Origin of the sequence: Winogradskyella litoriviva (assembly GCF_013249065.1) — a bacterium.
Lineage (GTDB): Bacteria > Bacteroidota > Bacteroidia > Flavobacteriales > Flavobacteriaceae > Winogradskyella > Winogradskyella litoriviva.
This window is the reverse complement of record NZ_JABRWQ010000001.1, coordinates 514,672-539,238: the sequence shown is the minus strand read 5'-3', so window position 1 is coordinate 539,238 and position 24,567 is coordinate 514,672. Positions and strand designations below refer to the sequence as shown.

Here is a 24,567-nt window from a genome sequence, read left to right as displayed (position 1 = left end):
TTTTCAAAATTTAGGTAATTCGTTATAAGATTCTTGCTTACGCAGTATTTTACTTATAAAAATTCATCTCGTCAATAAAATGCCAAACGTTTTCTGGTAACATTGGCCTTATGTTCTTACCTTCTTTTATTTCATTTCTAATAAAGGTTGAAGAAATTTCCATTATTGGTGCATCAACTTTTATAACCTTAGGATGGTTGTTAAATTGTGTTTCTATTTTACCTTCGGATAATCTTGGATAAACGTAGATGCTATGGTTTTCTAAAATAAGTTCATAGTTTTTCCACTTATGAAAACTCTTTAAATTGTCTTCTCCCATAATTAAGGAAAAGTGGTGATTCGGAAATTTTTCAAACAAATAAGTAAGTGTGTCAATAGTATAATTAGGTTGTTTTAAACCAAATTCAATATCACTAGGTTTTAGCTTATCGTATTCTTTTGTGGCTAAATACACCATTTCTAAACGATGATAGTTATCTAGCAAACTACTTTTCTTTTTAAAAGGACTTAAAGGCGTTACAACAAACCATATTTGATCTAAATCACTATGCTCTGCTAAATGATTTGCAATAGTTAAATGACCATTATGGATTGGGTTAAACGTACCAAAATAAAGACCTACTTTCATTTTATGCTATATTCCTGCGAAAGCAGGAATCTTTTAATTAATAAATTTTAGTTTCAATGTAGATTCCTGCCTTTGCAGGAATGACAAAACTATTTTTTTATAAAATCGGACACTAAACTATATGCTTTTTCTAATGCTTCATCCAAGTTAGAGTTAACTACTATTTCATCAAAAAGTGGAGCTGTTGCCAATTCTGCAGGTGCTTTAGAAACACGCATACTAATTTTTTCTTCACTTTCCTCACCTCTTTCTTTTAAACGTCTTACTAATTCATTTAAATCTGGTGGTTTTACAAAAATTGCAATTGTTTGTTCTGGAAATTTCCTTTTAATACGTAATCCACCAGAAACATCAATGTCAAAAATAACGTGTTTTCCTTTTGCCCAAATGCGTTCTATCTCAGATTTTAAAGTGCCATAGAAATTATCTCTATAGACTTCTTCCCATTCTAAAAATTCGTCATTTTTAATTTTATTTTTAAATTCTTTTAAGGATAGATAATAGTAGTCTTTGCCATGTTGTTCGTTACCACGTGCTTCTCTAGAGGTTGCAGAAATTGAGAACTCTAAATTTAGTTCGGGCTGTTTTAATAAATGACGTACTATGGTTGTTTTTCCGGAGCCTGAAGGTGCCGAAAATACAATTAGTTTACCTTGAGGTTTGTTTTTAATTTCAGACAAAATATAAAATTTTAATAAATACGACTAAAGTACATTTAACAATTGTTCCTTTATTTTTTCAAGCTCATCTTTCATCTGAACTACTAATTTTTGCATTGGTGCATAGTTAGATTTTGAACCAATTGTATTAATTTCTCTTCCAATTTCTTGAGAGATAAAACCTAATTTTTTTCCGTTAGAATCATCAGAATTTAAGGATTTTATAAAATATTCTAAATGATTATCTAATCTTACTTTTTCTTCAGTAATATCGAATTTTTCGATGTAATAAACTAATTCTTGTTCAAAACGGTTTTCATCTACTTTTTCTTTAATGTCAGATATTCCTTTTTCTAATCTTGCTCTTACACCTTCAATGCGGTCTGGATCCATCTCAATAACTTCATTTAACAAGCTTCTTAATTTAGATATTCTATCTGTAAAGTCTTGCTTTAAAGTGGCACCTTCATCTTTTCTATAGCTTATTATTTTAGAAATAGCTTCATTAATCTCTTTACTGATTAATGACCATTCTTCTTCGTCTATATCATCACGTTCTGTAGTTACAGCATCTGGTAATCTTATAGCCATTTTAAGTAACTCTGTAGCATCACCATCTACTACGTCTTTTAGTTGTTTAATATATTCTTTAACTACAGTTTTGTTAATTTTAGAACTAGTGTCTTCTCCAGTGATTTCAACAAAAAGCGAAAAATCTACTTTACCTCTACCAAGATTTTTGGCAATAAGTTTTCTTATCTCTAATTCTTTTGCTCTATACATAGATGGCATACGAGCGTTAAGGTCTAAACTTTTACTGTTTAGAGATTTTAATTCTATTGAGATTTTTTTAGTTGGGAGCTGTAGTACAGATTTCCCATAACCTGTCATGGATTGTATCATTAAGTCTTTACTGTTAAAGTTGCGCAAAGGTACAAAATTGAACTGTTTTAAGTGCGTATTAAAATTATTACAAACTCTTATGCGTGCATAGGATTCTTTAGTAACTTTGTTATTTTAAATTTAAGTTATGAAGATGTATAAAAAACAGTTTGAAATACGATGGAGTGATGTGGATGCAAATGGTCATTTAGCAAACTCTGCGTATACTAACTTTATGAGCCATGCTAGGATGTCATTTTTCTCTGAACAAGGTTTTTCAATGCCAGAAATAATGAAATATAACGTTGGCCCTGTGGTATTTTATGAGCACATGTACTATTTTAAAGAGTCTTTTATTGGAACACCAATTACAGTAACTATAGAAGTTTCTGGTTTAAGTGAAGATGGTATGCTATTTATGTTTGAACATAATTTTTATAATCATAAAGGTGAGAATTTAGCTTATTGCGAAATGCAAGGTGGTTGGATAGATTTAAAAGCTAGAAAATTAACGAGTTTACCAAAAACGTTGTTAGAATTGGCTCATACATTCCCTAAATCCGAAAGTTTTAAAGTATTAACTAAGGCAGATACGCGCAAGCATGGTGTGAAACCAAAGTCTATGACATTATAAAAGATGACCTACTTAAAAACAGAATGTTGTTTAAATGATTTAATATGTACATTCTGTATAAACGGTTTTAATATTTGATTGGGTAAATATCGTTTGTGCTTACAATAGCAAGTTAGCGCTTTAGGTTGTGCGCCAAGTGTACTTTTTATTTCAGACGCTGTACGTCCTAAATTTATTTGGTCTGATTTGGTTTCTATACCTAAGCGTACATAATCATTTAAAATTCTAGGATAGATACCAAATTCTTTGTTTTTTTTGTAATTAATACCAATGAAATGAGCATCTAAATGTGATCCATTTTGCATAGCAGACAAAAAACCAACTAATTTATTTTCTAGAAAATAGCCTTTTACAATAAATTTCTCTTTGAAGGCTTTTTTAAGATTAATATAGGTGTCAAGATTTAATATTTGCGCATTAAAGTCTGCATTATCAATAGTGTTATGATACAATTCTTGTAGTTGAGATTTATAGAATTCAATATCTGTTTCTAAAAATAATTTTGCTTCTAAGGATTTACTTTTGGTATCGGCTCTATTTGCTTTTACACGATATTTAGATTTTAACGCATTGGTATAATCTTCAAAAGAATGCCACTCAGGTTTTAAATAAATAATCATATTTGGTTCAACTTGCATAGTAGCATAGTCGAACAACTTAAGTTGGTTGGTAATCTTAAGAGATTCGTTTTCAAAATCTTTTACAAAAATGGCACTTAGTTTTTTTGTTGTTTTAGATAGCTTTTTTACACCTTCTGCAATCGCATTAAAGGTTTTAATTTTGTCTTCGCCATCTTTGAGAAATGTACCGTATTCTCCACTTAAAAAGACGTTGCCACAAAATAAAACGCTTATATGATTATTACAAAACATTCTATTTACAAATCGTCTAATTTTTTTAGACATAGAAATGTTTTTGGTAATGGTTTCTATACCAATAGTAACGATTTGAGTATTTGCAAATGCAATGGCTTCTTTGTCTTTTAAAATAAAAATATAATTAAACTCAATATCTTTATTAGCTATTTCAAATGCCTCTAAAAACTCTGGCGAATAGTAAATATTGGTGCAGCATTTTACGCTTTCCCAATAATTTTTAGGAATAGTATTAATGGTTTTAAATACTTCAGATTTTAAAGACAAATTGGCAATTTTTATTATTTAAGATTAATTAAATATACACCAGAAAACATTAGAACAATTAACGAGACGCCTAAACCTAACTCTTAATAAGACGACAAACACAAATAATCTATTGTGCATGTATAGCTGTTTTAGCAGCCGCTACTGTTTTTTTAGAATTACCAATAAATATCTGGTTATTGTATAGTAATACAGGTCTTTTTAGAAATGTATAGTGTTCTAATATATAGTTTTTGTAATCGACTTCAGTTAAGGACTTGTCTTTTAGCTCTAGTTCTTTGTATAGTCTAGCGCGTTTGCTAAAGAGACTTTCGTAACTATCTGTTAACGCTCGCATCTGTTCAATCTGCTCTAAGGTAATGGGTTCCGTTTTTATGTCTTGTAGTATAAAATCTTCTGGTAAGCTGATTTCATTAATAATTCGCATGCAGGTATTACAAGAGCTTAAATAATATATTTTTTTCATATCGGAAATCTATATAATTTTGAGATTACAAAGTAACCGTATTTAAAATGAAATTTAAGTACATTTAAGAAAATTAATATTTTATGGATTACTACTCAATTGCCACCATTTTAATAGTGCTATCTGCTGTTTTTGGTTACATCAACGTTAGGTTTTTAAAATTACCAATAACAATTGGTTTAATGATTATTACCATTGTTTTTACAGTTGTATTGGTTGGTATTGCTCAATTTGATGATACTTTATTAGTCCAAGAACGAAAATTTATAGCCTTAATAGATTTTGAAACTGTTCTACTCGATATAATGTTGAGTTTTTTATTATTTGCAGGTGCTTTGCATACCAATTTTGATCAACTTAAAGTACAACGATGGCCAATTATGGCGTTTGCAACATTGGGTGTTTTGGTATCTACCTTTTTAGTTGGTATAGCTATGTTTTATGTTTTAAAGCTGATGAGTTTAGAGGTTGATTTTATCTATTGTTTATTATTTGGTGCTTTAATTTCACCAACTGATCCTATTGCAGTTTTGGGAATCTTGAAAAAAGCAGGAGCTCCTAAAAAGCTAGAAACCAAAATAGTTGGAGAATCATTGTTTAACGATGGTGTTGGAGTAGTAGTTTTTTTAACCATTTTTGCTATTGCATCAAAACCAGATGCTGCTATTGAGTTTTCTGATATAGCCACTTTATTTGGGCAAGAAGTTATTGGAGGCATCCTTTTAGGACTCTTTTTAGGTTGGATTACGTATCGTTTAATGAAATCTATTGATAATTATGAAATAGAAGTAATTCTTACACTAGCAACTGTAATGGGTGGAACTATGTTGGCTCATCAATTTCATTTATCTGCGCCTTTGGCCATGGTAACTGCAGGATTAATAGTAGGTAATGATACCGTGAGAAATACGGCTATGTCAGAAACCACCGAAACTTACGTTGATAAATTTTGGGAGCTTGTAGATGTGTTGTTAAACACCATTTTATTTGTAATGATTGGTATGGAGATGTTAATATTAACTTTAGAGGGCAAATATATATATGCTGGTTTATTAGCAATTCCTATTATATTATTATGCCGTTATATATCATTATTTATACCTATAAAATTCTTTGAAAAACGATTAGATTTTGTGCCTAAAACAAATTTAATAATGACTTGGGGAGGATTAAGAGGTGGAATATCAATTGCATTAGCTTTAAGTCTTACAGCAGAAATGCATAGAGAGTTATTTTTAGTAATTACTTACGTTGTGGTAGTTGTCTCTATAGTTGGCCAAGGATTAACGGTTGGTCCAATTATACAGCGTTTAACAAGAACTAAATGATTAAAGAATTCTTAAAATAGAATCAAGCTCTTCAAACGGAATCACAAACTCTATATAACCTTGGTCATAGGTTGCTACTTCATAAACGTTATAAAGTAGAACTAGACCTTCGTCGCTATAACCAATGTTTTCTGGCAATTGAAATGGTTCTCCAAAGAAAAAGTCTTCCATATTTACGGTAGAATTTTCTAATTCAAATGTTTTTTTAAAATGTGATTTAGCAAGTGTTTTAAATTCCTCTTTATTCTCAATAATATCGTTTAAATCTAAAACCCTTCCTGTTTTAGCATCTAAATTCAAAAATTTAATTTGGTCATTACCATGTGCACCACCTTTAAATTCATAAATACTAATAGCAATAGAGATAACAGATTCAGATTGATAAGTTAATTCAGATTCTATATCTAATTCCCAAACGGGTTCAGATTCTTCCGAGAAGTTCTTTTTAAATTTTAGATATTCAGTATTGAAATCTTGAATAAGGGTTTTTAAATCTATTTTATTTTCTGGTGTACTTAAGGTTTCAATAATAACATTTTCAACATTTGTATTTATTGTATTACTAAGTTCGCTATCGCCTTCAGCTTTGCTATAAGTTGCGGTGATTTGAGCATCAAAAACTTCATTAACAGAAATAGTTTTAAAAGTTGCAGGTTTAATATCAGAGGTACAAGACGTTAAAGCCAAAATAAATACCAAAATAGAAGGGATGTGTTTCACAATAAATGGGATTATATTTTATAAACAATAAAGGTATTGTATAGATTTAAATAGAACGAATAATCCTTTAAATTTGTTGTGATTATAGATAGAAATTTTCAATACGTTTTTATTATGAAGTTTAATACAAAAACAATACATGGTGGCCAAAAACCAGATGCTGCTTATGGTGCAATTATGCCACCAATTTATCAAACCTCTACTTTTGCACAAACATCACCAGGAGAACATAAAGGTTATGAATATGCACGTTCTGGCAACCCAACACGGAATGCTTTAGAGGAGGCAGTTGCTAGTATTGAGAATGGTAAATTTGGATTAGCTTTTGGTTCTGGTTTAGCAGCAATTGATGCTGTTTTAAAATTATTAAAACCTGGAGACGAAGTTGTTTCTACTAATGATTTATATGGAGGAACGTATCGTTTGTTCACTAAAATATATGAAGACTTCGGTATAAAATTTCGGTTTATTGGAATGAAAAATGCAAATTCTATAGAAAACTACATTTCTAAAACCACAAAATTAATTTGGGTAGAAACACCAACTAACCCAATGATGAATATTATAGATATTGTTGCAACTGCAAAAATTGCAAAAAAGCATAAGGTTTTGTTTGCTGTAGATAATACGTTTGCTACACCTTATTTACAACAGCCTTTAGATTTAGGTGCAGATATTGTAATGCATTCAGCAACAAAATATTTAGGTGGTCATAGTGATTTGGTAATGGGAGCATTGGTGGTAAAAGATAAAGAATTAGCAGACCAATTGTATTTTATACAAAATGCAAGTGGTGCCATTTGCGGACCTCAAGATGCTTTTTTAGCATTAAGAGGCATAAAAACGCTACATGTAAGAATGCAACGTCATTGTGAAAACGGAAGAGCTGTTGCAGAATATTTACAATCTCATCCAAAAATAGAGAATGTGTATTGGCCAGGTTTTATAAATCACCCTAATCATAAAATCGCAAAATCACAAATGAAGGATTTTGGTGGTATGGTTTCCTTTACTACAAAAGGAAATAATTATAAGGCTTCCATTAAGATTATTGAAAATTTAAAGGTGTTTACGCTCGCTGAATCTCTTGGAGGTGTAGAATCTTTAGCTGGTCATCCAGCAAGTATGACGCATGCGAGTATACCTAAAGAAGAACGAGAAAAAATAGGTGTTGTAGATTCTCTTATACGTTTAAGTGTTGGTATAGAAGATGAAGCTGACTTAATTGCAGATTTAAAACAAGCTATTGGGTAATTAAACAAACATAAAAGTTCAATATAAAAAAAGACCAAATCCTTTGATTTGGTCTTTTTGTTTATGTTATAATATGTTTTTAATCTAAATAATAAATGTATCCAAAGTTTAACCATACCATCCAATCATTAGATTTATTAGATTCAAGCTGGTGGTTTAAACCATCTGTCCAATCAGTAAAATAATATTGAAATCTTAAGTCGACCATAAAATCAGAAAGTACAGAAAGCTTATATCTAGTTCCAACACTACTTACAATAGACCATGTGGAGCCACTCATATCATTTACAGAACCTGGATCCCAACCAGAGTAAAAGTTATTTGGGTCATCTGGATTACCAATGTCATTTGGGTTTAAAGGGTCTGCACTTACATAGTCTGTAAAGGTTTCTGGACGATAAGAAACATAATGTGCGCCTAGACTTACAAAAGGGGCAAATTTATTCACACCTGCGGCAAAAGCCCTAATACTTCTAGGGAAAAATTCTAGTTGCATACCAATATCCCAGTTTTGTGCTTCTCCAGTATGACCTCTTAAACGGTCTGCGTTATCAGAATCTCTATCTGGATCCACCCATTTTCCAAAATGAGAAAGCGCTGTTTTGTTCCAAGATAATTCACTACGTAATTTAAAATGATCATTAAAGTATTTGTCAGTAGTGTAACAGTTACAATCTGCTCTATATGCAAAATTGATATAATGTACCAGACCTAAGCCAATACCAGAATTACCAACGTTAGTTTCAAGGTCAGACCGTACACCAAAATCTGATTGGTAAATTACGGGACCAGCGATAATTCCTATCTCATGGGAGAAACCTAATTGCGAATAACCAACCTGAATTGACAATAGCAATATAAATGGAATGACTATTTTTTTTATGTTTTGTATCATCTAATTTTCACATTAATGAATAATTACCGAGCAAATATATAAAAACTCGATGAAATACCAAATAAAACGGATAAAATGCACAAATTATTATTTTTAAAAGAAAAATATGAAGACGTAGAGAAAAAAAACAATTTGAGAATAATAAAAAAATACACACTTATTTTTATAGATAATGTATATTTGCAGGCAATATATTATAATTTACTAAAATTTGTCTAATATATTGATTTTTATATAATTTAGGTAAAGTAATAATTGTTATTACTGCCAACAATTTAAACATAAAATGTAATAAAACATAAATATGAAACAAAAGATTGAAGCTTTTTTAGACTTAGTTAAAGAGCGTAATGGTCACGAGCCAGAATTTTTACAAGCTGTACAAGAGGTTGCTGAAACAGTAATTCCTTACATAGCTAAGCATGATATTTATAATGGAAAGAACATTCTTTTAAGGATGGTAGAACCAGAACGACTGATATCTTTTAGAGTGAGTTGGGTTGACGACTCTGGAGAAATACAAGTTAATAGAGGATATAGGATTCAAATGAATTCTGCCATAGGGCCTTATAAAGGAGGTTTACGTTTTCACCCAACTGTAAATGCTAGCATTTTGAAGTTTTTAGCATTTGAGCAAGTGTTTAAAAATTCACTTACAACGTTACCAATGGGTGGAGGTAAAGGAGGATCTGATTTTGACCCTAAAGGAAAGTCAGATAATGAAATTATGCGTTTCTGTCATGCATTTATGACGGAGTTATTTAGACATATTGGTCATAATACGGATGTACCAGCTGGAGATATTGGTGTTGGTGCTAGAGAGATAGGCTTTATGTTTGGTATGTATAAAAAATTAAACAACACGTTTACAGGTGTTTTAACAGGTAAAGGTGCTTCTTGGGGAGGATCATTAATTAGACCAGAAGCTACTGGTTACGGAAATGTATATTTTGCGCAAAATATGCTTCAAAGAAAAGGTGATTCTTTTGATGGTAAAACGGTAGTTATTTCTGGGTCTGGTAACGTTGCACAATTTGCAGCTGAAAAAGCAATAGAATTAGGTGCTAAAGTTTTAACATTATCAGATTCTAGTGGATATATTTATGATGAGGAAGGTATTTCTGCAGAAAAACTAAAACACGTTATGCATATTAAAAATGAAAAACGTGGTAGAATAAGTGAATATTTAGAGACCTATCCTAATGCTAAATATGTTGCAGGAGAACGACCTTGGTCTGTAAAATGTGATATTGCTTTGCCATGTGCAACTCAAAATGAGTTAAATGGAGAAGAGGCAAAACAATTAATAGATAATGGTTGTATATGTGTATCAGAAGGTGCAAATATGCCGTCAACTCCAGAAGCCATTCATGAGTTTCAAAAATCAAAAATCTTATTTGCACCAGGTAAAGCTTCAAATGCTGGAGGTGTAGCAACTTCTGGTTTAGAAATGAGTCAAAACTCATTACGTTTAAGCTGGTCTAGAGAGGAGGTAGATTCTAGATTAAAGGATATTATGGAAGATATACATGATTCTTGTGTAGAATATGGTACCAATGAAGATGGTTCAATAGACTATATAAAAGGCGCAAATATTGCAGGTTTCGTTAAAGTAGCCGATGCCATGTTGGCACAAGGTGTGATTTAATCGGATATAATTTTTTAAATAAAAAGTCCCATATTATATGGGACTTTTTAAATTTAATAATGTTCTTAATTTTCTTTCTGCAATTTGAAGTATAATGATATTTGGTTTTTCTTTTTCTATTAAATTTTCATTTATTGTATAGTCTTTTAGATATAATGTTTCTCCAAAAGTGTCATTTAAAAAAGGAATAAGGTTATTAGCAAAAGAATCTCTAAACATTAATAGTTTTATGTCATTTATTCCATTGGAGTAGCGTAGAATAGGTTTTGTATAATCTTCAGATAAGTTGTCATTTATTTTTTTTACATAAATTGAATTTTCTGGTATATTAATTTTTAGAAGTCTTGTTAAGTCACCATATATCTCAAAATCAGTTTCAATATTGTAATCACTGATGATATTTGCTTCTACCGAAAACTTATTTTGAAAATGATCCATCATTTTCTCATATCCAATAAAGGCACCAAAGGTATTCCAATGAGAGTCCGTTTTATAATATAATTGTTGTTGAGATTTAGCCGATTTTAAATGCTCTGTAAGATTAATAAATGAGATATCAGTATTACCTAATTGATGTTGTAATGTTATTAGTTTGGTGCTTTTCTGTTTTAATTTATAAGGTAAATGTTCTTTGTAAATACTATTTTTATTAGGAACAACCACTACATAAAAAGCTATGTGTTTTGATTTTAAATAGGAATTTATACTTAATAAGTTGTTTTTTATAGTAGTCAATTCATTTGTACTAAAACTGTCATTTCCAAAAGCATCGTTAAGTGTATTATAATAATTGTTTCCTAGGAAATACCAACCATTTAGACCCTTAATTACATTAAACGGAATAGGGTTTTCTTGTAGTACGTCCGTTTTAAATTTAAGATATTGATTTACAAATGGAGAATTAAACAAAAATTTTTCTGAGTAATAATTTCTAATATCATGCTTAATTTTTTTTGGTTGTGTTAAACGAATTTCGAAAATATTTTGTTCACCAAAAAAATCTTGGACTATAAAAATAAAGCCTGGTACTATTAAAACAACTATGAATGCAATAGTTAATATTTGTGAGAATCGATATGTTATTTTGTCGTTCAAAATCTAAAATAAATAAATGGATTGTAACTTTCATTAGCGATATAAAACATATTTAGAATAAATAATAGAGCAATTACTGAGGTATCTATAATATTTTTGATTAATGGATTAAAGGGTTTATAATCCTTAAAAAACTTATGTAGTTGTAAAGAGAATAAAATACCCAAAACCATACTAATAATAACTTCTACTGTTAGGTAAAAATTTAAATAGTCATTGTTTAATGGTGTGGTAAATGAGAATAGGGATTTGTAATAATAAAGTGCATGCTCAATACTTTCACATCTAAATAGCACCCAAGAGAGCATAACTATTAATATGAGATAAATGTGTGAGAAAACGGATGGTATTTTTTCTAAAAGCTTTTGTAATTTAACACGTTCTACTATAATAAAAAACCCATGAAAAAGTCCCCATAAAATGAAGGTCCAGTTATCACCATGCCACAGACCAGTAATAAAAAATACTATGGAAAGATTTATGTAAGTCCATAATTTACCTTTTCTGTTTCCTCCAAGCGCAATATATAGGTAGTCTTTAAACCATTTAGACAGAGTTATGTGCCAACGCCTCCAAAATTCGCGAATAGATTTTGATATATACGGGAAGTTAAAATTCTCAGGAAAATTAAAACCAAACATTTTTCCTAAACCAATGGCCATGTCTGAGTAACCAGAAAAATCAAAATAAATTTGAAGCGTATAAGCTAATAGTCCTATCCAAGCCATGCCAATAGAGAGATCACTATTGGTTAAACTAAACATGCCATCAGCTATAAAACCACAATTATTAGCTATCAACATCTTTTTTGATAACCCAATTATAAAACGTTTGATGCCTTCTGAGAACTGTGAAAAACTATGTTTTCTATTAGATAATTCTTTCTTAATGTCTGAGTATCTAACAATTGGTCCTGCTATTAATTGTGGAAATAAAGCAACATAGGTTGCAAAATCAATTAGATTTCTATTGGCTTTTACTTTTCCTCTATAAACATCAATTGTGTAAGACATGGTTTGGAAAGTAAAAAAACTAATTCCTATAGGCAGAATAATAGTTGCTAGTTGTGTAGTGTCGGAATCTTTAATGTTTAAATAGGATAAAATACCATTAATATTTTTAAAAATAAAATTGGTGTATTTAAAGTATATTAAGATTCCTAGATTAAAGGTTAAAGAACAAATAAGCCCTAATTTTTTTTTACCCCTTTCAATAATTAGTGCACTGAAGTAATCGACTATAGTAGATAGTAGTATTAAAAGTACCATTATACCTTCTCCCCAAGTATAAAAGAATAGACTGCATAATAGTAAAGTGAAGTTTTTTAATTTACTAGGAGACGCATAATATGTAATTATTGTAATTGGTAAAAAGAGAAATAAAAATACTGAGCTACTGAAGAGCATTTGGATGCTATTAATTGTGCCCTAAAATACAATAAATTATAGTATTTTTGGTTCTTCTTTCAGAGTCATAAATCATAACTAATGAAATTTATTAAATCACTTACTTTTTTTAGTATTATTCTATGGTTTCAATTTAATTATTCACAAGATTTTTCGAATTTATGGGAAGGTCATTTTTCGTTCTATGAAGTAAATGATGTTTGTGTAGGACAAAATAAAATATATGGTGCCGCTCAAAATGCCATATTGATTTATGACCCACAGACCAACCAAATAAATACGATTACTACTGTACAAGGATTGTCTGGAGAGGATATTTCTACCATTTATTATAGTGAAATAAGTGAGAGGTTATTAATTGGATACCAATCTGGGTTGATAGAGGTGTATTCTGATGTTGATCAATCTGTATTATCTGTTGTAGATATTGTAGAAAAACAGAATATTACATCTGAAAATAAAATTATTAATCATTTTTACGAATATGATGGTTTAGTTTATATCTCTACGGATTACGGAATTTCTGTATATAATTTAGACCAATTAGAATTTGGTGATACATACTTTATTGGCGATAATGGATCTCAGATTTCGGTGAAACAAACAACAATTTTTAATAACGAAATTTATGCTGCATGTTATTATGGTAATGGTATTAAGAAGGCAGATTTAAATAATCCTAATCTTATTGACTATAACCAATGGCAAAATATAGCTTATGGCAGTTTTCTTACTATCAGTACTTTTAATGATAAAGTATATTCAGTAAAGACTGATAATTCTTTATTAGAGATTGATGGAAACGCTTTTTCCACTGTTTTAAATTTTGAAATGCTTCCACTAGATGGAGAAATTTCTGAATCAAATCTTATATATACAGCAGCAAATGCTACTTATGTTTATAATGAAAACTTGCAATTAGTTAATAGTTTTCAATCTTCTGAAACTAGTTCAGATAGTTTTACTTCAGCAATTAGATTAGATGACAATGTTTATATAGGAACTAGTGATAAAGGTGTTATAAAAGTTGGAATTAATAACATAACAGATTATACCGAAATTAGGCCAAGTGGCCCTTTAGAAAATAATATATTTAAATTAGATGCTACAACAAACACGGTTTGGGCAAGTTTCGGTGAATATACAAGCGCATTAAATCCATACCCTATAACATCAAAAGGAATTAGTTATTTATACAATGATGTTTGGGAGAGTTTACCGTACGATAGCCTTTTTCAAGCTAGTGAATTAAACGTGATTACTCCAAATGTTTTTAATCCCAACCAAGTTTTTATAAGTTCCTTTTTTAATGGATTATTAGAGATTAATAATTTTGAACCTACAATATTGTATAATGAAACAAATAGTGGGTTGGAGAGCTTAATTTTAGATTCTGATCCAAATTATGTTGATATAAGAGTGTCTGCTACTGAGTTTGATGTAAATGGTTTATTGTGGACATTAACAAGCTTTGTAGATCAACCATTAAAGTCATATAACCCTATTTCTGGAAATTGGCAAGCCTATAGTTTTTCAGATTTAATTGACCCACCAAGTGAAGAAAATGGTTTTTTCGATATTGAAATAGACAATAATGGCACCAAATGGATTGGTTCTTACGATAATGGACTGCTGGCTTATAATGAAAGTGTTTCTAATAATCCCTTAAGAAACATTAATTCTTCAGCACAAAATGTAGAGGCATTTACTAGGTTTATCAGTTTAGCAATAGATAATAATAATCAACTGTGGATTGGTACTACAAAAGGCTTAAGAGTGCTCTATAATACACTAGGTTTTTATAACGATCCTAGCCCAACCTTAAGCCAAATTATTATTTTAGAAGATGGTATTGCTAAAGAATTGTTAGATGACCAAATTATTACAGATATCGAAGTAGATGGATCAAACAACAAATGGATTAGCACTATAGACTCAGGTGTCTTTTATTTTTCATCAGATGGGCAAACTACTATTTATCATTTTACAGAAGATAATTCTCCATTACCATCTAATACTATTAATGATGTCTCTTTAGATAGCGATAACGGAATTGTTTATATCGCATCCAACAAAGGACTATTAGCTTTTAAAGCTGGTGGATCTAAGACAGAAGACACTTTAGAAGAGGCTTTTGTATACCCTAATCCTGTGCGGCCAGAGTATAATATTCTCGGCTTTAATGACCTTAATGATATTACAAAAGGGGTAAAGGTTAGTGGGCTTACAGATAATGTTAATATTAAAATTACTGATATTGAAGGTAATTTAGTAGCAGAGGCACAGTCTAATATTAATTTAAGATCATCTAATGCTAATTATAATTTTGCTATTGATGGTGGTACCGCTGTTTGGAATGGCAAAAACTTAGGAAATTCCGTAGTTAGAACAGGTGTTTATTTAATACTAATTTCAGATTTAGATTCTTTTGAAACTAAAGTTCTCAAAGTCTTAATAGTTAGATAACATGCTTTCAAAAAACAACAGTATTGTACTTTCAAAACTAAAATATAGAGAGTACGATCTTATTGTAAAGTGTTATACGCAACAACGTGGCGTTGTTAGTTATTTGCTAAAAGGTGTTTTAAAATCCAAAAAGGGGTTGTCTAAAACAGTGTATTATCAGGCACTCTCTCAACTTCAAATAGAAGAATCTTATAAACCTAACCAAACACTTCATTTTATAAAAGAAGTAAAGTTTAGTTATATTTATAAAAGCCTGCATACCAACATATACAAGAGTTCTATAGTTTTTTTTTTAGCTGAAATTCTTTCAAATGTTTTAAAGGAAGAAGAACAGAATGAAGGTTTATATGAGTTTATAACAGTAGCACTTCAATATTTAGATAACGAAGACCAATTTTCTAATTTCCACTTGTTATTTCTTTTAAAGCTCACCCGTTATTTAGGTTTTCAGCCAGAAAACATTGATAATAATTACACCTATTTTAATTTAGAGTCTGGCATTTTTGAATCTTCTAATAATGGAATTTACTCCATTTCTGGTTCAAATTTAACACTGTTAAAACGGTTATTGGGCATAAATTTTGATGCATTAAATAGTATAAAAATTAATGCCATACAAAGACAAGAGTTTTTGAATATGCTTTTGTATTATTTTGAATTACATTTGGGCAGTTTTAAAAAACCAAAATCTTTGCAAGTACTTAACGAGGTATTTCATTAAACGTTGGCCAAAACGATTTTATATTGATAATAAGTTTACACGTGAAGAATAACTATCTATTTAGTATCATTTCATTTTTTTTACTTCAAATGGTAATTGGGCAAACAGTTACTGTATTAGAAGAACATACTAATATGCCTATTTTAGGTGTCTCAATATACAATCCTAATAAAAGTAAAACGCTAGTTACCGATTATAACGGACAGGCATCTCTAGACAGTTTTAAAGCTAAAGAGACCATTGTTTTTAAGAATTTTCTATATGAAAAAAGAAGTTTAACAAAGTTAGCCATTGCCAAACTTAATGATACTGTTTACCTCACACCTAAGGTAGAATATTTAAAAAAGATTGTCATCTCTGCTTCAAAATTTGAGCAAAATAAACGCGATATTCCACAAACGATTGTTAGTGTTAACGCAAAAGATATTTCTTTTGCTCAGCCACAAACCAGTGCCGATTTATTAGAAAGCACAGGACATATTTACATACAGAAAAGTCAATTAGGAGGAGGGAGTCCTATGATTAGAGGGTTTTCTACTAACCGTTTATTGATTACTGTAGATGGTGTACGTATGAATAATGCCATATTTAGAGGCGGCAACCTACAAAATGTAATTTCAATAGATCCATTGTCTATACATCATACAGAAGTAACTCTTGGTGCAGGTTCTGTTGTATATGGTAGTGATGCCATTGGTGGTGTAATGAGTTTTTACACTAAAAAACCTCAGCTTTCCTACAAAGATGAGATGTATTTAAGTGCCAATGCTATGACGCGTTTTGCTACGGCAAGCAATGAAAAAACAGGTCATTTAGATATTAATCTTGGTTATAAAAAGTGGGCATTTTTAACCAGTGCTAGCTTCACTGATTTTGGTGATTTAAGAATGGGCAGTCATGGGCCAGATGATTATTTGAGATTAGAATATGTAGACCAACAAAATGGCGAAGATGTTATTGTTGCTAATTCTAATCCAGAAGTTCAGAATCCTACAGGTTACAATCAAATAAATTTAATGCAAAAGGTGCGTTATGAACCTTCGGATAATGTTGATTTTGATTTAGGTGTCTATTATTCTAGTACATCCGATTATTCTAGGTACGATAGATTATTGCGTTATAATGGTGATTATCTACGTTCTGCAGAATGGAGTTATGGACCACAACAATGGTTTATGAGTAATTTTCAGTTAACTAAATTGAGTAGCAAATCGAGTTTTTATAATAAAATCCAAGCCACAGTAGCTTACCAGAATTTTAAAGAGAGTAGACGAGACCGCAATTTTCAGTCAGCTATTAGAGATGTGAGAGAAGAGCAGGTTGATGCTATTTCATTTAACGTAGATTTAGAGAAGCGTTTTAACAGTAAAGTCTCCCTTTTTTATGGTGCGGAATACCTTTATAATTTAGTTGGTTCTCATGGCGAAGAGCAAAATATTGACATCCAAACTGCAACTGCTGCTGTAACACGTTATCCTGATGGTTCTAGTTGGCAATCGTTTGCAGCTTATACGAGTTTAAAATATAAAGCCAATACTAAGTTTGTGTTTCAGTCTGGATTGCGTTACAACCATGTTATAGCTAAAGCCGATTTTACAGCCAATAACGTCTTTTTAAACTTACCTTTTGATGATGCAAGGGTAGATACTGGTGCATTAACAGGTACGGCAGGTATTACTTGGTCTCCAAGTGCTATGATACAATGGAAACTAAATGCTTCAACCGCCTTTAGAGCGCCAAATATTGATGACATAGGTAAGGTTTTTGATTCTGAACCAGGAGCTGTTGTTGTACCTAATAAAGATTTAAAAGCTGAATATGCTTATGGTGGTGAATTAGGATTAAAATTGAATTTTAATGACCATGTGGTTATAGATTTGGCCACCTATTACACCTTTTTAGATAATGCCTTAATACGACGAGATTACGAGTTAAATGGTGAAACGGAACTCTTATACGATGGCGAATTAAGTACAGTACAAGCCATACAAAACGCGTCTAAAGCATGGATTTATGGGTTTGAAGTTGGTATGTCTATTAATTTTTCTAAACACTTAAAATTACAATCTCAATATAACATTATAGGCGGAACAGAAGACAATGAAGGCGTTGAAGAACCTACAAGACATGTGGCTCCAAATTTTGGGCAAACCCATTTAAAATGGAAGACAAAGAAACTTTTAATAGATACTTTTTTAGTCTACAACAATGCTTTTTCTAATAGCCAATTAGCGGCATCTGAAGCTGCTAAAGATTATATCTACGCTAAAGATAGCGACGGTAATCCTTATGTGCCATCTTGGTACACCTTTAATTTAAGAACCCAATATCAGTATAATAAAAATTGGAGTCTTACAGCTAGTTTAGAAAATATAACTGACCAACGTTACAGACCTTATTCTTCTGGTATATCTGCACCAGGAAGAAATTTAATACTGGCTTTAAAATATACGCTCTAATAGAAGTTATTACACTTTAAAAACGAATAAAACGGTATTTGATGCTGACCCGACGCATACCCGACGCATACCCGAAGGACACCCGACGCATACCCGAAGGAGCTCTTAGCTAGAATTTTGTAAAAAAGTGGTTAAAACCCTTTTCCAAAAAACAAAGAGATATCAAAATAATACGCGACTTCTTTACCTTCTGCATTTTTAAGTCTAAGAATATCAAACGGTTTCTTTTCATTGTAAACTAAGGCTTGTCCAAGCATAGTGCAATTAATACAGTCTTTCTTTACAAATGCATATTCTTCATTGATGCTTTTAACAATAATTGCTTTTTCAAAAGAACTTCCATCACGTCCTGTATTATCAATTTTTTGGGTTGAATTGGTTTCGTCTTTTACTGTTTTATTTGCATTTTTTGTTGAAGAACAAGCGGTCATAATTATTAGACTAGCTATACATGTAAGTCGAAATAGTTTTTTCATAATAGTAGTGATATGGAAGGTGATTCTTTACGTTTTTAAAAAATGATAAAAAAAATACTTTCTCAATACAGGTATCAAGAAAGTATTTATTGTTTCTGTGATGTACTAATATCTCTTATTTTTTAATGGCCTTTTTGCTAATTATTTGTCCGTTAGATAAGGTGATTTTAGCAATATAAGCCGCTTGGCTTAGCTTAGATAAGTTATACACTTCTGTTGCGCTATTGCCTTTAAAGTTATAAATACGTCTTCCTAAAACATCTAAAATTTCAACATTAGTTATGCTCAATTGTTTAGTGTTAAGGTTAAATTCTACATTACCATCATTTAATTCTACTATAGTAATAGTATTGGCATTTATTACAGCATCTTCAATAGAAAGTGCTTGTGTTGTAAATACAATTTCAAAACGGTCGTTAAATTCACCTGGTTCTGAGGTGAAGGTATAATCAGATTCTTTTAAATTATGAGTTGAATTCAACAGGTTATCTTTTATGTAAATATTATTATTTGTGTAGAAACCACCTTCAAATTGTGCTATTGAAATAGTGTATAACGTTGCAACATCAATAGTAGTTTTAAATCCGAGAGGAATAATCTCATCAAGGTCCAAGCTATTTAGGTCTTTTCCTTGAATCACAAATTGTTCATCTGCGCTATCAGAAATAATAGAATAGAATGTTGCAGCAAGCGCTGATGATTTGTTTTCAGTAACATCGTAAAATGAGCCATCATAACTATCCGTTGCACCATCTAAGTGTGCAACTGCAATTTGTTTAGAAACACCATTGTCAGAACTTAAATTTAACCATAATACGTTTCTGCTAGTTTCAGTGGTTTCACTTCTAAAGAACTGGTCATTATCACCAGTGACTCTCATGGCATTATTAAAGGTAATAGGAGAGGTGTCTAAAGTTTCAATAAAGAAGCCTTGACCAGAGGGTACAAAATTATTTGGTATTACACCAGATCCACCAGCGGTATTTACACCACTACCAGAAATTATAGCATAATCAGAGGCAGAGAAATTAGCACCTTCATTACCAGAAGCATTAATGTTTTCTGGTGTAGCATGACTCCATAAATAGATGGTATTTACAGTGCCAGAATTCACACTAAAAAACACAGCAGTATCAATAGCACTTGGGTAAGGGTTACCAATAAAATTCCAATCCGAATAAGGACTTCCTGTTACATGAGCTACAGTTGGTGTAATTACACCATTATTAAATGCACCTACAAAAGGAAACTGTTGAAGAGCAGGTAACATGCCTAATGTATTTGCCGTTGCAGCATACCCAACACCAGGAAGCATTGTGCCTGAGGCAAGTTGCCAATCATCACCATTATCATCAATATCATCTTGACCTGGTGTGAATGTATTGGTGTTTCCAATTTCTATTTGGTTATCAATAAAGTTAGCTGCATTAAAAACAAAACGACGTGATACTGGTACATTAGAAAATACGTTCTCTATGGTTTCACCAACCACAGGAGAACTCCAATACGTGTATTGATAAGGTGTACTAATTAGGCTCGTTATTTTTTGTACTGTAATTGTTCCGTTGGCTGTTACAGTTGCTAAATCGTTATTTTGTACTACAGAACCTTCGGTAAATACAGTAATGTCGCCATCTGCAATGATATCATTTTCAATTTCTATGTAAGTACCGTTAGATACTTGTAAAAAATAACCAGCATTAACAACTAGGCTACAACCACTAAAACTGGCTTCAGTTGCAGTATCATAATCACCATCAATAATTACTGCGCGATCTATGCTTGGTGGTGTAGACCAACTCGTTCCATCCCAAGTAGAAGATAATGCTTCTAATTTTACGGCATTAGAGGCTGTAAAACATGTGGCAGTATTTTCTCTGACTTGACAATAAAATTGGTAATCATTATATGGAAATGTATTTACAATGTCTAAAGTTGCAGAGTTTACATTATTAAAATCAGCATTATTAGGTACTACAACATAGGTTGTAGTATTTGGTGCTAAGTAATACCATTGATATGTTAATCCTAAACCAGCAGTTACCCCTTCTGTACCTGTAATAGATAATTGAGCGGTATTTGTACAGTTAAAAGTTGGAGAAACTAAAGCAGATACGGTTGGAGGTGTTGCAAGAGAAAAATCATAGTTTCCAAAATCACTGTAGTCAGAGTCTCCACAAGTTGTCCAATCAGTAACATCCCATTCAGCAATATTAAAAGTAGTTGAAGGTAAGGCACTTGCTGTGTTTTGTCTGTTAAAATTGATTCCATTAGTTCCTACGCCTAATCCATTTGCCCAATTATCACTTCCAAAAACTCCAAAAACATCAATAGATGTTGATGTGGAACTATTATAAAGTTCTATTAAATCTGAACTATCAATATTAAAGTTAATACCATTTGCTGTGTTAAAGGTTTGATGAGGTAATCCACCACTTAATCCGCTAGTAGTTAAATTACAAGTTGTAGTACCAAGACTAATTACGTGAGTATCACCTGAGGCCAATGTACCTACTAAATTAGCAGTAGAAGCTGGAGAACCACTTCCATTATTAAACACTCTAATACTATAATCACTTAAGTCTATAGGTGAAGCCGTACCATTAAATATTTCAATTAATGAAGAACTTCCTGTTGTAGCATCAGAGATTTCACTTATAAATAAATCTGTTGGAGGTGTTGATGCGAAAGCTGTTTCACAACTCGTTATATCATTATCTATTACTGTAAAAGAATTTATTGAAGAACAACCCGTTGGAAATAAAACATTAATGTCTCCAGAAATGGCTGATGCAGGCACTAATACTATTAATTCTGTTGCGGTTGAGGTTATTGGAGTCATTGTTATGCCATTAATTGTAGCAGTTGCACCAGTTAAATCATTTGCAGAAGTAATAGTAACTTCTGTGTTTTCTGGACCTTCTGTTGGCCAAATAGAACTTGTTAAAACCGTTGTACAGATAGCCGTACCTTCAATATCAAATAAATAAGGGGCTTCATCACTATCAGAATTTTCAATACGCACTGTTGCTGTACGCACACCATCTGATGTTGGATTAAATTGAATAATAAATTCTGAACTAGAGGAAGAAGCAACTGTTGCACTTGGTTGAAGCGTTACAACAAAGTCACTGGCATGTGCTCCGATAATATCAACTCTCGGTGTTCCTGTTAAACTTAAACTTACAGCTCCAAAATTCTCAATGAAAAAGTTCTTTAGAGGTCCTGCAGAACCCACATCAGTTGTTGCAAAAAGCGTATTATTTAAACCATAAGGCGTATTAAAGCCATTAGGTATAGAGATATTATTTCCTTCAATATTTATTTCAGCAGTTGTTGGCTGTTGTATTACTATAGTGTAATCTTCAACTTCACCACTGTAACTATTTTCACAAGATGTAGGGTAAGCATTATATTTTGTGGCAACTCGCATACGTGTTGCTCCTATTGCAGCAGAATTAGGAACTGCTATTGTAATTGGTGAGTTAGACGTTGCTGTATTTAAAGGAATAGTTCCACTTGGATTGCTATCCATACCTAAATCATATTGTTCACCAGAGCCATTAAAATCACCATCTTGATTCCAATCTATCCAAACTCTTGTGTACACATCAACTGAACCATCAATATTTACAATAACTTCTAAATTGTGATTGTCGCCCAATGCTAGTGTTGTAGACATCGCTGTGTAATCCGTATATGCGTTATTTGCTGTTGTACCAGTATTGTTAATGGTATTAAAAATCACACCAGTTATTCCTGTATCAAAACTAGTATTTCCATAAGCATCGCAATATGTTAAAACGGGTGTTGCGCAAACCTCTACACCAGCCGTCCAAGTTGTACCTCTTCTAATATAAGCTCTAAAACAATAGTTGGTTCCATTTGTAAGACCTGTAATTGCTACAGAATTTCCTGATCCTTTATAGACTACTTGATTTGCGCCAGAATAAACAGGGTTTGCTGTGTAAGCAGAACCATTTCCTGTAGGTGTAAATGAAACTGTACCTTGATTAGCAACAATTAAAACATCATCCCAACAAGAAATTGGTGTTGGGTTTAACCAATTTAAAGTAACTTGATTTGTTAATGGTGTTGCTGCAAAATTTCTAATATCACCTTGGGCAATATCCTCTAAATTACTTCCACCAGAGGTTCCTGTAGACCAACCCGTAAGTGATTCACCATTGTACGCAAATATTCTAAATGAATATGTTGTTCCTTCTGTTAAACCTGTTATTGTTGCTGTTGTGCCAGTTCCCTTATAAACTACTTTACCTAATGAAGCAGGAGTTTCAAATGGAGCTGCATTAAAGTTAGGATTGGCTGTAAATGTATTGGCGTCATTAGTTGGAGCAGTAGGATTTGTAGTTCCTGCAATAGCAAATATTATATAACCTCCTGTTGGTGGCGTTGCAGGATTATTCCAAGATAAAAAAGCCGTTGTATCTTCAAAACAACCTGACAAACTTTGTGCGTTAGAAGGAGAGCTATTAGACAAGGTTAAAGTTGCAGGATCAGATGTGGTTATACCACAAGCATTAGTCAAAATACATCTGTATTGATTACTGTCCATAGAAGATGTAGTGGCAACTGTTGTATAAGAATCTGTTGTTGCACCAGAACCACCAGTGACATTAGCCCAAGTAGAACCTCCATTTGTAGATACTTGCCATTGGTAAGAAGTGGCATTTGCAGATGTCACATCAAAAGTAGCTGTTGCTGGTATAACTTCGTTTTGGTCAGTTGGCTGTGTTAAAATTGGTGCAGAATCACCTGTACCTGTTAAATTTATAGTTGGCGCATTACTTGTTGCTGTAGTACTTGCTACAGTAATGGTAGCTGCCTGAGCGCCAGCAGCACTAGGTGTAAACGTAACATCAAAGGTAGCCGTGCCAGAAGCTGCGATTGTTGTAGAAGATAAACCAGTAACTACAAACTGAGCATCGTTAGATGTAACGGTAACACCTGCAGCTGGTAAAATACCACTATTAGTAATTGTGTATTGTATGGTTGTTGCAGCAGTACTTGTACATTCAGTACCGTGATTTGTTGTACCTGTAATAGCTAGGTTTGGGTCTGTTGTTGAATCTGTGATTTCAAAGTCGTCTATCATTAATCGTTCAGCATCATCAATAGATATGACTCTTATCAAAATGTTATCTCCTGATAGATTTAGAGTACTCGAGAACTGATTGTAAGTTGTAGAAGTTGCACTTATAACCCCTCCTACATTTACCCATGTTGTTCCATTGTTTGTGCTATATTGAGTTTGAAATTCAACATTACTAGAGCCTCCATTCCAATGTCTGTACCAAAAAGAAATATCACCAATACCATTGTCTTTTCCGTTTCCATCTAATCCAGAGTACAATAGATATTCGTTTTCGCCGCTATCATCATTAAAACGTATTGCTCGTCCGGATCTTGAATTTGTTCCGTCACATAAAGCATTGTTTGTTTGCCACCTGCCTGATGCACTGTTATAAGTAGCTAAACCAATATAACTTGTGTCTGATGTCCAACCATCAAAATTTTCATTAACCTGCCCATACCCAAAGCTAAAAGCAAGGCAAAGTAGTAAAAGAGTTAAATAGTAGTTTTTAATCATAAGGGATAATTAAAATGGATTAATTACTGACAAAGTTACTTTAAAAACGTTGTTAGTCAGTATCTTGTAAGTTATGT

Annotated in this window: 18 protein-coding genes; 7 read left to right on the top strand and 11 right to left on the bottom strand. The window is 31.9% G+C overall.

Translation table 11 applies throughout. The annotated features are described in order from the left end of the window. Window positions 1–49 precede the first annotated feature (49 nt). The 3 genes from nadD to HNV10_RS02225 form a co-directional block, all read right to left on the bottom strand. Window positions 50–628, bottom strand: a complete 579-nt coding sequence (nadD, locus tag HNV10_RS02235; RefSeq protein ID WP_173299697.1) for a nicotinate (nicotinamide) nucleotide adenylyltransferase — start codon at window positions 626–628, stop codon at window positions 50–52. A gap of 89 nt (window positions 629–717) precedes the next feature. After that, the gene (gene gmk, locus HNV10_RS02230) at window positions 718–1,308 is read right to left on the bottom strand and encodes a guanylate kinase (RefSeq protein ID WP_173299696.1); all 591 of its coding nucleotides are present in this window, start codon (window positions 1,306–1,308) and stop codon (window positions 718–720) included. Between the two features lie 24 nt (window positions 1,309–1,332). Continuing rightward, window positions 1,333–2,190, bottom strand: coding sequence for a YicC/YloC family endoribonuclease (locus HNV10_RS02225; protein WP_173299695.1), 858 nt, complete (start codon window positions 2,188–2,190; stop codon window positions 1,333–1,335). A gap of 133 nt (window positions 2,191–2,323) precedes the next feature. Between HNV10_RS02225 and HNV10_RS02220 the strand changes: the two genes are divergently transcribed. Next, window positions 2,324–2,803, top strand: a complete 480-nt coding sequence (locus tag HNV10_RS02220; RefSeq protein WP_173300045.1) for an acyl-CoA thioesterase — start codon at window positions 2,324–2,326, stop codon at window positions 2,801–2,803. Window positions 2,804–2,811: 8 nt separating this feature from the next. Here the strand turns inward: HNV10_RS02220 and HNV10_RS02215 are convergent, their stop codons facing one another. Continuing rightward, entirely contained in the window at window positions 2,812–3,945 is a 1,134-nt protein-coding gene (locus HNV10_RS02215; RefSeq protein ID WP_173299694.1) for a peptidogalycan biosysnthesis protein, read from the bottom strand. A 109-nt stretch (window positions 3,946–4,054) separates the two neighbouring features. Further along, entirely contained in the window at window positions 4,055–4,411 is a 357-nt protein-coding gene (locus tag HNV10_RS02210) for an arsenate reductase family protein (protein WP_173299693.1), read from the bottom strand. Window positions 4,412–4,494: 83 nt separating this feature from the next. Between HNV10_RS02210 and HNV10_RS02205 the strand changes: the two genes are divergently transcribed. After that, window positions 4,495–5,739 carry a cation:proton antiporter gene (locus HNV10_RS02205; RefSeq protein ID WP_173299692.1) on the top strand — a complete coding sequence of 415 codons (1,245 nt, stop codon included), beginning with the start codon at window positions 4,495–4,497 and terminating at the stop codon, window positions 5,737–5,739. On the opposite strand, the gene HNV10_RS02200 is transcribed toward HNV10_RS02205, so the two are convergent. Then, window positions 5,740–6,459 (bottom strand): DUF3298 and DUF4163 domain-containing protein, encoded by a 720-nt coding sequence (locus tag HNV10_RS02200; RefSeq protein ID WP_173299691.1) that lies wholly within the window; start codon window positions 6,457–6,459, stop codon window positions 5,740–5,742. Between the two features lie 114 nt (window positions 6,460–6,573). Between HNV10_RS02200 and HNV10_RS02195 the strand changes: the two genes are divergently transcribed. Next, a complete protein-coding gene (locus HNV10_RS02195; RefSeq protein ID WP_173299690.1) occupies window positions 6,574–7,713 on the top strand; it encodes a cystathionine gamma-synthase in 1,140 nt (379 codons plus the stop codon). Window positions 7,714–7,792: 79 nt separating this feature from the next. Here HNV10_RS02195 and HNV10_RS02190 read toward each other — a convergent pair whose 3' ends face one another. Further along, window positions 7,793–8,608, bottom strand: coding sequence for a THC0290_0291 family protein (locus tag HNV10_RS02190; RefSeq protein ID WP_173299689.1), 816 nt, complete (start codon window positions 8,606–8,608; stop codon window positions 7,793–7,795). A 304-nt stretch (window positions 8,609–8,912) separates the two neighbouring features. On the opposite strand from HNV10_RS02190, the gene gdhA reads away from it, so the two are divergent. Further along, complete coding sequence (gdhA, locus tag HNV10_RS02185; protein WP_173299688.1) at window positions 8,913–10,256, top strand: NADP-specific glutamate dehydrogenase; 1,344 nt, start codon at window positions 8,913–8,915, stop codon at window positions 10,254–10,256. A 33-nt stretch (window positions 10,257–10,289) separates the two neighbouring features. Here the strand turns inward: gdhA and HNV10_RS02180 are convergent, their stop codons facing one another. Together HNV10_RS02180 and HNV10_RS02175 are read right to left on the bottom strand one after the other, a co-directional pair. Next, complete coding sequence (locus HNV10_RS02180; protein ID WP_173299687.1) at window positions 10,290–11,351, bottom strand: DHHW family protein; 1,062 nt, start codon at window positions 11,349–11,351, stop codon at window positions 10,290–10,292. Next, complete coding sequence (locus tag HNV10_RS02175) at window positions 11,348–12,757, bottom strand: MBOAT family O-acyltransferase (protein ID WP_173299686.1); 1,410 nt, start codon at window positions 12,755–12,757, stop codon at window positions 11,348–11,350. The genes HNV10_RS02180 and HNV10_RS02175 overlap by 4 nt, the downstream gene beginning before the upstream one ends. An 81-nt stretch (window positions 12,758–12,838) precedes the next feature. Between HNV10_RS02175 and porZ the strand changes: the two genes are divergently transcribed. From porZ to HNV10_RS02160, 3 genes are all read left to right on the top strand, one after another. After that, complete coding sequence (porZ, locus tag HNV10_RS02170; protein ID WP_173299685.1) at window positions 12,839–15,223, top strand: type IX secretion system anionic LPS delivery protein PorZ; 2,385 nt, start codon at window positions 12,839–12,841, stop codon at window positions 15,221–15,223. Between the two features lies 1 nt (window position 15,224). Beyond that, complete coding sequence (gene recO, locus HNV10_RS02165) at window positions 15,225–15,944, top strand: DNA repair protein RecO (protein ID WP_173299684.1); 720 nt, start codon at window positions 15,225–15,227, stop codon at window positions 15,942–15,944. Between the two features lie 89 nt (window positions 15,945–16,033). Further along, window positions 16,034–18,403 carry a TonB-dependent receptor plug domain-containing protein gene (locus HNV10_RS02160; protein WP_173300044.1) on the top strand — a complete coding sequence of 790 codons (2,370 nt, stop codon included), beginning with the start codon at window positions 16,034–16,036 and terminating at the stop codon, window positions 18,401–18,403. 131 nt (window positions 18,404–18,534) lie between these two features. Here HNV10_RS02160 and HNV10_RS02155 read toward each other — a convergent pair whose 3' ends face one another. Together HNV10_RS02155 and HNV10_RS02150 are read right to left on the bottom strand one after the other, a co-directional pair. Continuing rightward, a complete protein-coding gene (locus HNV10_RS02155) occupies window positions 18,535–18,879 on the bottom strand; it encodes a hypothetical protein (protein ID WP_173299683.1) in 345 nt (114 codons plus the stop codon). A 115-nt stretch (window positions 18,880–18,994) separates the two neighbouring features. Next, window positions 18,995–24,490 carry a GEVED domain-containing protein gene (locus HNV10_RS02150; RefSeq protein WP_173299682.1) on the bottom strand — a complete coding sequence of 1,832 codons (5,496 nt, stop codon included), beginning with the start codon at window positions 24,488–24,490 and terminating at the stop codon, window positions 18,995–18,997. Between the last annotated feature and the right edge of the window lie 77 nt (window positions 24,491–24,567).

Excerpts from the sequence above, each read along its gene's own strand:
- nadD (WP_173299697.1), bottom strand. The coding sequence starts at position 628 with ATGAAAGTAGGTCTTTATTTTGGTACGTTTAACCCAATCCATAATGGT.
- HNV10_RS02190 (WP_173299689.1), bottom strand. The coding sequence starts at position 8,608 with ATGATACAAAACATAAAAAAAATAGTCATTCCATTTATATTGCTATTG.
- recO (WP_173299684.1), top strand. The coding sequence starts at position 15,225 with ATGCTTTCAAAAAACAACAGTATTGTACTTTCAAAACTAAAATATAGA.
- HNV10_RS02210 (WP_173299693.1), bottom strand. The coding sequence starts at position 4,411 with ATGAAAAAAATATATTATTTAAGCTCTTGTAATACCTGCATGCGAATT.
- HNV10_RS02220 (WP_173300045.1), top strand. The coding sequence starts at position 2,324 with ATGTATAAAAAACAGTTTGAAATACGATGGAGTGATGTGGATGCAAAT.
- HNV10_RS02225 (WP_173299695.1), bottom strand. The coding sequence starts at position 2,190 with ATGATACAATCCATGACAGGTTATGGGAAATCTGTACTACAGCTCCCA.
- HNV10_RS02160 (WP_173300044.1), top strand. The coding sequence starts at position 16,034 with ATGGTAATTGGGCAAACAGTTACTGTATTAGAAGAACATACTAATATG.
- HNV10_RS02175 (WP_173299686.1), bottom strand. The coding sequence starts at position 12,757 with ATGCTCTTCAGTAGCTCAGTATTTTTATTTCTCTTTTTACCAATTACA.
- gdhA (WP_173299688.1), top strand. The coding sequence starts at position 8,913 with ATGAAACAAAAGATTGAAGCTTTTTTAGACTTAGTTAAAGAGCGTAAT.
- HNV10_RS02155 (WP_173299683.1), bottom strand. The coding sequence starts at position 18,879 with ATGAAAAAACTATTTCGACTTACATGTATAGCTAGTCTAATAATTATG.
- porZ (WP_173299685.1), top strand. The coding sequence starts at position 12,839 with ATGAAATTTATTAAATCACTTACTTTTTTTAGTATTATTCTATGGTTT.
- HNV10_RS02150 (WP_173299682.1), bottom strand. The coding sequence starts at position 24,490 with ATGATTAAAAACTACTATTTAACTCTTTTACTACTTTGCCTTGCTTTT.
- HNV10_RS02205 (WP_173299692.1), top strand. The coding sequence starts at position 4,495 with ATGGATTACTACTCAATTGCCACCATTTTAATAGTGCTATCTGCTGTT.
- HNV10_RS02195 (WP_173299690.1), top strand. The coding sequence starts at position 6,574 with ATGAAGTTTAATACAAAAACAATACATGGTGGCCAAAAACCAGATGCT.